Origin of the sequence: Burkholderia paludis (genome assembly GCF_000732615.1) — a bacterium.
GTDB classification, from domain to species: Bacteria; Pseudomonadota; Gammaproteobacteria; order Burkholderiales; family Burkholderiaceae; genus Burkholderia; species Burkholderia paludis.
Genome location: NZ_JPGL01000052.1, coordinates 62,227 through 73,951, shown reverse-complemented (window position 1 = coordinate 73,951; position 11,725 = coordinate 62,227). Strand labels below are relative to the sequence as shown.

The following is an 11,725-nucleotide window of genomic DNA, read 5'->3' as shown; positions in this document are numbered from 1 at the left end:
GCGTTCGCCACCACGTAATCGACCACCGACGACAGCGCGCGCGCGCCCTTCTCCAGCTGCGCCTTCACCGATGCGGCCGCCGCACCGTCCAGCTTGCCCAGCGCCGCCACCGTCGCGTCGATCTCCGCGATCAGCGCCTTCGCCACCGCGCCGCCGTCGCGCATCGTCTTGCGCCCCACCAGGTCGTTCGCCTGGATCGCCGTCGTCCCTTCGTAGATCGCCAGGATACGTGCATCGCGGTAATACTGCGCCGCGCCCGTCTCCTCGATGAACCCCATCCCGCCGTGCACCTGCACGCCCAGGCTCGCCACGTCGTTCACCATCTCCGTGCTCCAGCCCTTCACCACCGGCACCAGATACTCGTAGATTGCCTGATGACGCTCGCGCGTCGCCTCGTCCGAATGGCGGTGGGCAATGTCGCTGTGCGCCGCGGCCACGTAAGCCAGCGCCCGCGCGCCTTCGGTCAGCGCACGCATCGTGCCCAGCATGCGGCGCACGTCCGGGTGATGGATGATCGTCACCGACTGCTTGGCCGAACCGTCCACCGGGCGGCTTTGCACGCGTTCCTTCGCGAATTCCGCCGCCTTCTGGTACGCGCGATCGGCCACCCCGATCCCCTGCATCCCCACGCCGAAGCGCGCCGCGTTCATCATGATGAACATGTATTCGAGGCCGCGGTTTTCTTCACCGATCAGGTAGCCGATCGCCCCGCCGTGATCGCCGTACTGCAGCACCGCCGTCGGGCTCGCCTTGATCCCGAGCTTGTGCTCGATCGACACGCAGTGCACGTCGTTGCGCGCGCCCGGCGAGCCGTCCTCGTTGACCAGGAACTTCGGCACGATGAACAGCGAGATGCCCTTCACGCCTTCCGGCGCATCGGGCGTGCGCGCCAGCACCAGGTGGACGATGTTGTCCGCCATGTCGTGCTCGCCCCACGTGATGAAGATCTTCGTGCCGAACACCTTGTACGTGCCGTCGCCCTGCGGCTCGGCGCGCGAGCGCACCAGCGCCAGATCCGAGCCCGCCTGCGGCTCGGTCAGGTTCATCGTGCCGGTCCATTCGCCCGAGATCAGCTTCGGCACGTAACGCTGCTTCTGCTCATCCGTGCCAGCCGTCAGCAGCGCCTCGATCGCGCCGTCGGTCAGCAGCGGACACAGCGCGAACGACAGGTTCGCCGCGTTGAGCATCTCGATGCACGGCGTCGCGATCAGCTTCGGCAGCCCCTGGCCGTCGTATTCGGCCGGATGCTGCAGCCCCTGCCAGCCGCCCTCGACGAACTGGCGGAACGCTTGCGCGAAACCCGGCGTCGCGGTCACGACGCCGTCCTTCCAGCTGCTCGGGTTGCGGTCGCCTTCGACGTTCAGCGGCGCGAGCACCTCGCCGCAGAATTTCGCGGACTCGTCGAGCACGGCCTGCGCGGTGTCGTAGCCGGCATCCTCGAAGCCCGGCAACTGCGCAACGGCGTCGATGCCTGCGAGTTCCTTCAGCACGAACAGCATGTCCTTGACGGGGGCGTTATAGCTCATGGTCGATGTTCCAATCAGGCGGTGAATGAGGTGCGCCACAGGGCCGATACGGCAAAACCGGCCAGCACCGGGCGGCGAGGTGACCCATCCTAATGCCGTGCGAGCCGGTTTCCATTGTCATATTCGGCCCACCTGGTGACAAAACCGGCCACGGGATGCATGGCCGGGGCCGGAAGCGGCCGGCCGGATAAGGGTTTGACCGGAGCCGGTTTCCGACAGCGCCGAGACATTGGCGGGCGGACCGGCGTGTCTTGCCGGTACGACGCGGCAGCCCCGCTCGTGCGGCGACATCTGGCGCGCCGCACCGCCAGCACCATGGCGCGCATCGCTTGCGGACGGACGATTCCGGCACGCGGCGGGCATACGCCCATCGCGGGCGCGAATTCTCAGGGGCCAACGCGCCCCTATATTCCACACAGCAGATCCGGAAGGGACGCAAGATCCTCGATGACGTGAGTGGGAGGCGCGAACCGTCCGGAACTCGACTGGATCAGCGCCCACGGGCCACGCCGCAAGAACACCGACACCATGCCGGCCCGCCGCGCCGGCTCCACGTCGTTGTCGAGGCGATCGCCGACGTAGGCGATCCGCGCCGGATCGATGCCATTCGTCTCGGCAATGATGCGCTCGAAAAAGCGGGCGTCCGGCTTTTCGACACCCCAGGATGCGGACGACGCGACGATATCCGCCGGCACGCCGAGCGCGCGGAGCGCGTGCTCCGTCTCGACGGGCTGGTTCCCCGCGATGCCGACCAGGATTCCGGCTTCCCGCAACCGCTTCAGGTACGGCACGACATCGGGATAGAGATCGTCCGGGCTCACCGCGTAGACGCGCCCGGCCGACGCCCGCTCTCGACGCAGCGCGGCGAAATCGACACCGGGCCTCACGAGGTCGAACACCCGGCGATGATGCTGGCCGCGCTCGATGACCGCCCCGAGCGACGCATGAAACGTGAGTCGCGAAACGCCGAGATAGTCGGCCCACTCGTCCCAGTCGCGGGTTTCGTCGACCAAGGTTTCGCCGACGTCGAAGAACACGGCCTGTATTTTCATCGCGGGAATGGGGCGCCGCAAAGCGCGTTTTCAGGTTTCTGCGGGAACGGGAATCGTTGCTCGAAGACACACCGCCCGCCAATACTAGCCGCATTCCGGATGCCGCCGCGTGCGTCGGGCGTAAAAACCCGGACTGGATCAAGGAGACATGCCGGATCGGCTGGATCGGCTGGATCGGTTCGGCGGCGGATTCGCCCGGTCGTTCGGCACGGGCTGCTGCCCGATCCCCCCTCCCCGCCAACGCAGCGTCTTGCTCAGGCCGCGCCGCAGCCCGGACCAGGTCCGCCGACAGCCTGCCACCGTCGCCGCTCCCTATCACGCCTGGAATGCTATAAAAGTAGTCGACGGGCAAGAGCGAAGCGGGAGGGAAAGACGGTCGATCGGGAACGATACGATCGATTCAGCATCGTGCCGGACAATCGGTTCCGGACGAGACTGACAGACTGCTTCGCGGCAACCGCCGCCATCGCACCGCACGGTCGCTGCGCGGTGGACCCTCGCGCAGCGTTAGAATAGCGCCCCTTTCATCGGAGCCGACAATGTCCTGGTTCGTATACGAAGTGCCCGAATACCATGAAGACGCCGCACGCATCGAGCCCTTCAGCGACCTGCGGAGTCGCGTGCTGAAAACCGGTGGCCTGCCCATGGCCGACGAACTGGAAAGCATTCGCGAGAACGCCGCGGCGACCGCGGAGACGCCCGAGCGCCCCCTGCGATCCCCGGAAAATCCGCAGGTCTTCCCGATTCCTTACGCCGACTCGATGATCCTGGTCGGGTTCATCTTCGATCTGAAACGCGAATTCCGGCAACTGGTCGTGTCGCCCGTGGAAATGCCCTGGCTGAACGCCGCGTAAAAGGTGGCCGGAACGGTAGCCGACGGGGAAGTTGCGCCTGTTCTAAAGCCTGCGCCGGATATCCGGCGCAGGCGTTCGGATAGACATGTCCCGGGTCGGAAACCGTGCGCCGGACTGAGTCGGGTTGTGCGCTTCATATTCGAAGGGAGAGCCGCCGCGCATCTCCAGCGGGTACCGAGACACGGTCGACAACGCCTCCATACACGCTTGTGCTCCCCATCGCCCCATTCACTCGCAGCCAAACGCGTCCCCCCCTCCAATCCCGGCGTAGCGAGCGGCTCGTTCGTCAGCTCGAGAGCATTCGCCCCGTGTTCAGACGCTGAGTCGGATCGAGCGTTGCCTTCTGCCGAGCCATCAACTGCAGTTCGAGTTCACCGCGGCTCAAAGGCAGAAACGGCTTCCAGATCCGGCCGATGCCATGTTCCGCCGAGATGCTGCCGCCAATCTCCGCGACAAGCCCGTAGACGATTTCATCCACCTTCAGTTGATCGGCCTCGCATGCATGCGGCCCGCTCGCGAAGTGCAGGTTGCCGTCACCCGGATGCCCGGAAAAGAGGTGCGAAGCCGACGGAAACGCGGCTTTTAGCCGGGCATGGGCGCGCTCGATGTAGTCGGCGGTCGCGCGTAGCGGGACGCCTGCATCGAACGGGACGAACGGCGATAGCGTCGTGAGCGGTTCGCCGATCGCCCATCCCCATCTTGCGGCAGACCTCCGCGACCGGCACGCCCGGTTCAGCCTGCTTCACCGCGCATGCAATCTGCCCGTCGGTGAACTTTCCCTTCTTCACGGCACGACCTCCCCGGTCCAGACAACAACGTCATGCCGGCGTTTTCCACTTTCAACCGGAACAACCTCGTGGGCCTGGGCCGCTCGCTCGGCAGCCCGAGGGGAACACCGACGCCGGATTGACCAGAACGCAAACTGTACCCTATGCGATTCGGGCCGTTTGTACCCGGTTTTCTCGCTCGCGGGACTTAATCTCGCTCCATCGGCTGCGTCGATCGATACATCCCGGAGAGTTCTTTCAATCTATCGAGGGCAATGTTCGTGGACTGTTTTCTCCATCGCCTGAGCGGGCGTCACTCACCGCCTGAGGGGCTGGGCAGATGAACCTTCCGGAAACCATGCGGATCGATGCGAGCGCCGTCGAACACGGCAGCATTTCCATCGCAGGGCTCGATCCGGGACCCGGCCGGCCGGCGTCGAGCGAGCACATCGAATGGCTCGAGAAGTTCGTTGGCCACAGGCTGATGTCGAAAAGCTTTCGTTTTCCGCAAATGCACGTGGATCGGGTTCTGAGCGAACGGGCCGTTGCCGTCGTCACGGAAGGGGTAGATCTCTCGTTCCGCATGGGCCTGCCGGGTCACGGCGCGATCATCGCCTATCCGCCGGGCCGCATACGGCACAAGCTGGTTGCGTCGCGCGACCATGTCATGCGGCGTGGGTCCATCTTGGCGCCTGCGGAACCGATCGTGCGTCCCTTCATCGAGGAAGCAAGCAGCAACGGTGCAGGAAAACTGCCGTTCGCGACCGATGCCGGTATCGTCGAGAACGTGCCCGCGCGCACGATGATCGGCTCGAGCAGCTGGCGACCGGCGCTTGAACCAGACATGCCCGGCCTGGGTGCCGGCGTCATCGACGAATACGCGTATCCGGATGCTCGGCGGAAGACCGCACCGGCATCCGCCCGTGCACGCACTCATGCGATCTGCGGCGTACGCTGCCGACTCCTGTCTGGCCCGTTCCTCGACGGTCAGGACCGCCTCCGGTACAACCTTGAGGGGCGCAACGGGCCGGCTCGCCACGCTCGTCCGGAAAACCAGAGGTTTCCCGCTGGCAACAGCCTTCCGCCATCGAGGTCCGAAACAGGAACCGGTTCGCATTCGGGCAGCGCAAACCCGCATCTTTACCACATCAATCAGGTTTCCTGAATGTTCATACGCCAGCTCAATTACCTCATCGCCCTCGACCGGCACCGGCACTTCGGGCGAGCGGCGGAAAGCTGCCATGTTTCGCAGCCCGCACTCTCCAATGGCATCAGGGAACTCGAACGGGAACTCGGCATCACGGTCATCCGGCGCAACCGGACCTTCGAGGGTGTCACGCCCGAAGGCGAGCGGGTCATCGAGTGGGCCCGGCAGGTGCTCGGCTCGCTGGACGGGCTGCGGCAGGAAGCGGAGCTGGTGCGCAGCGTGCCGCAGGGTCATCTCGCCATCGGTGTGATTCCCACCGCCAGCCATGGCGCCACCCTGCTTAGCACGCACTACCGGGAAAGGCTGCCGCAGCTGACGCTCGAAGTCATGTCGCTCGCCACGCCCGATATTCTTCAACGCCTGAAATCGCAGGAACTCCAGTTGGGGATCGTCTACGACCGGTCGGTGATCAGCGACGATCATGACGTGCTTCCCCTGTTCCCGGAGCGTTACGTGCTCGTCGCGAGCGATCGGGCTTGCCTGCCGCATCAGTTGAGCTGGCCGGAAGTTGCCGGAATGCCGCTGTGCCTGCTTAGCCGGGACATGCAGAATCGACAGATGCTCGAGGAGGTATTCAGGCAAGCCGGCGCAATGCCGAATGTCGTCGTGCAGACCAACTCCATGCGCGTCCTGCTGGCCGAAGCGCGCAGCGGGCGGGCCTTCAGCGTCCTGCCGCTAAGTGCGCTGCCGGCAGGGCAGGAGGTGGAAGGTCTCCACGTGCATCCGGTCACGCCGGAGCACGTCGAGCGCGTCTGCCTCGTCAGACTCCGGCGCCAGGTTCAGCCCGCGCTTTCGGAGGCCGCCTGGCGCATTGCCGGCCAGCTCGACCTGGCCGCCATCCTCGACAACCCCGCGTTCCGGCCGGCCTGATAGACCGGGGTTATGAAGAGGTTCGCACAAACGATTGGAGCCGCACCGCAGGGCCGATGCATTCTGTCCTCACCGCTGCGGGACAGCCCGCGGCGGCAACTGCGCAATCAAGGAGATGCGACCCATGGCAAAGATTCTCTGTGTGCTTTATCCCGATCCGGTAACCGGCTATCCGCCTGCCTATGCACGCGACGACATTCCCCGCATCACCGGCTACGCCAACGGCCAGACCGCGCCTGCTCCGACAGGCCCCCTCGGCTTCAAGCCCGGCGAACTGGTCGGCTGCGTATCGGGAGAGCTGGGCCTTCGCCCGTATCTCGAGAAGCTTGGTCATGAACTGATCGTGACCAGCGACAAGGACGGCCCGGACTCGGAATTCGAAAGACACCTGGCCGACGCCGAAGTCGTCATCTCCCAGCCCTTCTGGCCCGCCTATCTGACGAAGGAGCGGATCGCAAAGGCGAAGAAGCTCAAGCTCGCGCTCACCGCCGGCATCGGATCCGACCACGTCGATCTCGAGGCTGCAGCGCGTGCCCACATCACGGTAGCCGAGGTCACCGGATCGAACAGTATCAGCGTAGCCGAACACGTGGTGATGATGGTGCTTTCGCTTGTCCGAAACTACCTGCCCTCGCACGAGTTCGCCGTGAATGGCGGCTGGAATATCGCCGATTGCGTGGAGCGCAGCTACGACGTCGAAGGCATGCACTTCGGCACGATTGCGGCAGGCCGGATCGGCCTCGCAGTGCTGCGCAGGCTCAAGCCCTTCGGCCTGCATCTCCATTACACCGATCCGCATCGCCTGAGCCCGGAGATCGAGAAGGAGCTGAACCTGACCTTCCACCCGGACGCAGAATCGCTGATAAAGGCGGTCGACATTCTCAACCTGCAGATGCCGCTCTATCCTTCGACCGAGCATTTTTTCAACGACGCGATGTTCGCGAAGATGAAGCGCGGCGCCTATCTCATCAACACCGCACGCGGCAAGCTGGTCGAGCGCGACGCCGTCGTCCGCGCGCTCGAATCCGGCCGCCTCGCGGGCTATGCCGGTGACGTATGGTTTCCGCAGCCGGCACCGGTCAACCACCCGTGGCGCACGATGCCCCACAACGGCATGACGCCGCACATCTCCGGCACCTCGCTCTCCGCGCAGGCGCGCTATGCGGCCGGCACGCTGGAAGTCCTCGAGAACCATTTCGGCGGTACGCCGATCCGCGACGAATATCTCATCGTTGATGGCGGAGTACTCGCAGGGACAGGCGCAAAGTCGTACAAGCTGAACTGATCCAGGCTGTGAAGGGCACGACCGGTCACACGCGCACGCCTGCAACGACGCATGGGTGCGCGACTGGTCGGCCGCGACACGCGCAGACCTCGATCGAACCCGATCGCGATCTCGGCATCGACGAAGAACTTCAACCCGCATGCCCCGGCCGCGCTCCATGTCGTCTTCGCCGGGACGGGCTTCGGTGGTATTGACGTCGCCAGTCCTCTCGCAGATGCAAGAATGCGCGTCGCCCTGCGTGCCCTCCTCCTTGATCGTCAACTTCAACCGGCGCTTCGGCAAACTACCGAGGTGCGATTGCAACGTACCCCGGCCATTGCATGCGGATGAAGACCCGACGCAGACCCTCATCCGAAAAAAAACGCACGAGCGCGTCCCGGATGTCGCCCACCGCGCGTAGACCATTTGTGACTATCACCGTGCATCCGGCTTTCTGTCACGCACCCGCCGCAGCAAAGAGGTTCGCGCGAAGAAGGTGCTCGTCGCGCCCTGGGTGCCGTGCGCAATCGGGAACACCGACCGGAATCAGACCAATCTCGAAGTCAATACGAAAGCCATGCAGGAACAGGGGCGGCTTCACCGCCCCGCTCCCGCGCAAAACCGTCAAGATCAGTGGTGTGCGGTCGCGCTCAGCGCTTCATCCAGCGCGCCGACGAGCCAGTCGATGTCGGCAGGCTGGAATGCCAGCGGCGGGCGCAACTTCAGCACGTTACCGTAAGGGCCGGCCACCGAAGTCAGCACGCGTCGCTCGCGCAACTCCTCGATCACGTTGAGCGCCCGGACCTTGTCCGGGGTCTTCGCCGCACGATCCGCTACGAGTTCAAAGCCGATGAACAGCCCGGCGCCGCGAACGTCACCGACGCATTCATGCCGGTCCGCGAGCTTGGCAAGCTCATTCAGCAACTGGCCGCCGACCCGACGGCTGTGTTCCTGCAGACGCTCGGTGCGGATCACGTTCAGCACCGCCTGCGCGGCGGCCAGCGAGACCGGATTGCCGCCGAAGGTGTTGAAGTACGGAATCTCGTCGCTGAAGGCGGCGAGCACTTCGGGCCGCGCAAAAAGTGCCGACACCGGAATGCCGTTCCCCATCGGCTTGCCCGTCGTGACGACATCGGGCACGACGCCGTGGCGGCCGAACCCCCAGAACGATTCGCCGGTTCGGGCAAAACCGGGTTGGACCTCATCCGCGATGAAGATACCGCCATTGCGGTGTACGGTGTCGATCGCCGGTTGAAGATAGCCGGCCGGGCCGGGCAACACCCCGTCGGACGAGAAAATCGAATCGGCCATGAATCCCGCGAACTTGATGCCGTGCGCAACCATGTCGTCGATCTGCAGCTGGATCTGTTCGGCAAACCAGATGCCGAGGTCCGGCGCGTCGACCCGATAGCGGTCGGGCGCGGGAACCAGTCTCGTCGTCGGTGCGAGCGGCTGATTGCTGCCCAGCGCCGGGGATGCCCCCGAGGTCAGGTAGCTCGTGCCGTGGTAGGCCTCCCGGCTGACGATGATGCCCGTGCCGCCGCTGTACGCGCACGCGATGCGCATGGCGAGATCGTTCGCCTCCGATCCCGTGCACATGTACATTGCCCGACTGACTTCCGACGGCAACGTCGTCATCAGGTCCTCGGTATAGTCGAGAATGCGTTCATGCAAATAGCGGGTGTGCGTATTCAGGGCCTGCATCTGCTCGTTCACCGCCTCGATGACGGCCGGATGGCAATGGCCGATGCTCGCAACGTTGTTGTACACGTCGAGATACTTTACATTCTGCGCATCCCACAGATACTGTCCGAGGCCGCGTACGAGATGTACCGGTTTGCGATAGAAGAGACGATACGAATCGCCCAGCAGGCGTGCGCGGCGTTGCGTAAGCGCGCGTGAGCCGGCATCGAGCGCGGCCGCGTGCTCGGCACGGAAGCTGTTGGTGTCCATGATGGTTGAACGCGTCGACATGTTGACACTCCGATTTATATAAATGATCAGGATTGCAGAAACTCTTCCCAGGCGCGATTGAAGCCGGCCAGGTTCGTTCGGCTATATGCGGCGTAGTCGAAATCGATTGACGAGATGCATTCGGACGTCATGCTCCACAGCGTCTCCTTGAGCGACGACGCGGTCTTCATGGCGAGATACGCGCGCCAGCGAGCCGGGCTCGGCGGGCATTCGTCATAGTGCTCGAGCAGCCAGTGCTCCTGCTCGGTGCTGAGGTGGTTATTCGATGCGAGGCTGCCGAGATCGGCGAGCGGGCTGTTGAAGCCGGCGTAGTCCCAGTCGATCAGCCACAGCCGTTCGCCATCGTCCAGGATATTCGCGGCGAGCAAATCGTTGTGGCAGTAGCGAAGGTCGACGGGGCCCACTGCGCGCTCCAATTGGCGGGCCTGACGTTCCAGCGTGTCCAGATCGGCGTCGAACCGGTGCTCGCGAAGCGTGTGCAGGTTGTCCTGAATGACATGAAACAACCAGTACGAGAGCGCGGGGCCGCGCAGTCTGCTCGCCATGCCGGCGTGTGTGCGCCGCAGCAATGAAAGAATGCCCGGCAGATGATCGCCGATCTGATGGGGCTTCAGCGTGCGGGAGGGGAGATAGTCGATGACCAGTACGTCATCTTCCGCGTATCGAACAGATGGGGATAATCCCAGGTCAGCCGCGGCCTGGCTCGCTGCATGCTCATTGAAGCGCATCACGTGGTTGGCGGGAATATTGCCGCCAAGACGCACCACGTAGGTCGCTCCGTCGGCGCTGACCCGATAGTTCTGGTTGGTTATGCCGCCCGCGAGTGCTTCTACGGCTTCCGGTTCGCCGCGCCAGCACGGCAGTCTGCGAATTCGCTCGAGCGCCTGAAGCGTGCGGGGATGTTCAAGGGTAGATGGAGTCATGGGCGGGTTCCGCTGGATGGGTTCCGATGACTGCATTTGACCTACGCAACGAACGAAGCACCTATCCGGATCCGGCAATATCGATGGCGACGGAGATTTTTTCCGGAACGGGATAAGCGGGGCAAACGAGCTGGCATTACGTTTGCTCGGTCAGGTGTATCTGTCGAGAGAGCCAAATGATGCCCCATTCCTTCCCGAGCCCCCCAGACGCCACTGCGTGCACCGCGCACGCTGCAGACCGCCCCCCCGGCCCACGCATCAGTCGAGTGCAATATCGGCGAATGCGCACCAGCGACGTGCATCAACACGCCGATTCGATTCATGACTGGTCGCAGGAATACGATCAGCTTTCCAGAGGCCGGTTTGCAGGGTCTCTACGGGAAATCTGGAGCGATGCCCCTCGCACTCAGGTATTTCACGAATACACGGAGCAGTTGACCTTTCAGCAATGCATGCCGTGGCGCGGGTCGATCTGGATCGGCATACCGGACCATGGCGCATATCGGGACCTTGGATTTTGCGGCCACGATATGACCGACGCCGCACCGATGTTGATGAATGCCACCGACAACGAGATGTTCAGCCTTTCCACGCCGAAGAAGTTCGGTATCTATGGTGTCCTGATCGAGCAATCGGAGTGGATGCTGCGACGCGAACGCCTCGGGCTCAACCCGATGCATCGGTCGGCATTGCACGCAACGGCAATGTCCGTCGAGACGCATCGCGAACTGACGGCATTGATCGAGGCCATCCTGCGCACCGGCGATGAGGGGACGCCGCCGGAACATGCGATGCTGGACGGGATGCTCGACCAGTTGCTCGACATGCTGTGCATAGTGTGCGATGGGGACTCCGCGTTTCAGAAAGATCGTCGCTTTCGGGACAGATTGAATGTCGTCATACGTGCACGCGCGCTGGTATTGGACGACTGCGACTCCGTCGACGAGGCGGTGCGGCTCGAGCGCCTGTGCGACCATCTGCACGTCACCCGCAGGACACTGCAAAACTACTGCACGTCGGTGGTTGGCAAATCTCCCGCGCACTTCCTGAAGGCGGTCCGACTGAGCGCGTGTCGTCGTGCGCTGCTTGCCGCGGAACCGCTGTCGGTTCAGGACGTCGCCTGGCGATGGGGTTTCCGACACCTCGGCCACTTCTCCCAGGACTATAAGCTGATGTTCGAAGAGCTACCCTCTTCAACGCGCAAGGATGGCTTGGTCAGCCGGATTGCGATGTTGTCGGGCGAAGTGGCGTCGCTCCTTTGCCAACGGTGACGCTCGTCTTCCACTCC

At 63.9% G+C, this 11,725-nt stretch carries 12 protein-coding genes and 1 pseudogene; 6 read left to right on the top strand and 7 right to left on the bottom strand.

Features of this window, described 5'->3' with window-relative positions; genetic code table 11:
• Both GQ56_RS0127520 and GQ56_RS0127515 read right to left on the bottom strand, forming a co-directional pair.
• Positions 1-1,526 (bottom strand): acyl-CoA dehydrogenase family protein (locus tag GQ56_RS0127520; protein ID WP_043301683.1); only part of this gene is annotated, 1,526 nt, incomplete at its 3' end.
• Positions 1,527-1,930: 404 nt separating this feature from the next.
• Positions 1,931-2,578 (bottom strand): HAD family hydrolase, encoded by a 648-nt coding sequence (locus GQ56_RS0127515; RefSeq protein WP_031401714.1) that lies wholly within the window; start codon positions 2,576-2,578, stop codon positions 1,931-1,933.
• 539 nt (positions 2,579-3,117) lie between these two features.
• On the opposite strand from GQ56_RS0127515, the gene GQ56_RS0127510 reads away from it, so the two are divergent.
• Positions 3,118-3,432 (top strand): hypothetical protein, encoded by a 315-nt coding sequence (locus GQ56_RS0127510; RefSeq protein WP_031401713.1) that lies wholly within the window; start codon positions 3,118-3,120, stop codon positions 3,430-3,432.
• 286 nt (positions 3,433-3,718) lie between these two features.
• On the opposite strand, the gene GQ56_RS46710 is transcribed toward GQ56_RS0127510, so the two are convergent.
• Positions 3,719-4,117, bottom strand: coding sequence for an FAD-linked oxidase C-terminal domain-containing protein (locus tag GQ56_RS46710; RefSeq protein WP_265183120.1), 399 nt, complete (start codon positions 4,115-4,117; stop codon positions 3,719-3,721).
• A pseudogene (locus GQ56_RS43270) lies at positions 4,116-4,220 on the bottom strand (transposase); the annotation flags it as partial. The pseudogene GQ56_RS43270 and the gene GQ56_RS46710, both read right to left, overlap by 2 nt.
• 319 nt (positions 4,221-4,539) lie before the next feature.
• On the opposite strand from GQ56_RS43270, the gene GQ56_RS0127500 reads away from it, so the two are divergent.
• From GQ56_RS0127500 to GQ56_RS44805, 4 genes are all read left to right on the top strand, one after another.
• A complete protein-coding gene (locus GQ56_RS0127500) occupies positions 4,540-5,364 on the top strand; it encodes a type 2 periplasmic-binding domain-containing protein (protein ID WP_031401711.1) in 825 nt (274 codons plus the stop codon).
• Complete coding sequence (locus tag GQ56_RS0127495) at positions 5,365-6,276, top strand: LysR substrate-binding domain-containing protein (RefSeq protein ID WP_052001624.1); 912 nt, start codon at positions 5,365-5,367, stop codon at positions 6,274-6,276.
• Between the two features lie 124 nt (positions 6,277-6,400).
• Positions 6,401-7,561, top strand: a complete 1,161-nt coding sequence (locus GQ56_RS0127490; RefSeq protein ID WP_031401709.1) for an NAD-dependent formate dehydrogenase — start codon at positions 6,401-6,403, stop codon at positions 7,559-7,561.
• A 51-nt stretch (positions 7,562-7,612) separates the two neighbouring features.
• On the top strand, positions 7,613-7,891 hold the full coding sequence (locus GQ56_RS44805; RefSeq protein ID WP_152601876.1) for a hypothetical protein: 279 nt from the start codon (positions 7,613-7,615) through the stop codon (positions 7,889-7,891).
• A gap of 106 nt (positions 7,892-7,997) precedes the next feature.
• On the opposite strand, the gene GQ56_RS45685 is transcribed toward GQ56_RS44805, so the two are convergent.
• From GQ56_RS45685 to GQ56_RS0127480, 3 genes are read right to left on the bottom strand one after another with little or no spacing between them, the layout of a single operon-like run.
• Positions 7,998-8,141, bottom strand: coding sequence for a hypothetical protein (locus tag GQ56_RS45685; protein ID WP_161788587.1), 144 nt, complete (start codon positions 8,139-8,141; stop codon positions 7,998-8,000).
• 29 nt (positions 8,142-8,170) lie between these two features.
• The gene (locus GQ56_RS0127485) at positions 8,171-9,514 is read right to left on the bottom strand and encodes an aspartate aminotransferase family protein (RefSeq protein WP_031401708.1); all 1,344 of its coding nucleotides are present in this window, start codon (positions 9,512-9,514) and stop codon (positions 8,171-8,173) included.
• 26 nt (positions 9,515-9,540) lie between these two features.
• The gene (locus GQ56_RS0127480) at positions 9,541-10,437 is read right to left on the bottom strand and encodes a choline/ethanolamine kinase family protein (protein ID WP_052007352.1); all 897 of its coding nucleotides are present in this window, start codon (positions 10,435-10,437) and stop codon (positions 9,541-9,543) included.
• A gap of 281 nt (positions 10,438-10,718) precedes the next feature.
• On the opposite strand from GQ56_RS0127480, the gene GQ56_RS0127475 reads away from it, so the two are divergent.
• A complete protein-coding gene (locus GQ56_RS0127475) occupies positions 10,719-11,708 on the top strand; it encodes a helix-turn-helix domain-containing protein (protein WP_052001623.1) in 990 nt (329 codons plus the stop codon).
• The last annotated feature ends 17 nt before the right edge of the window (positions 11,709-11,725 follow it).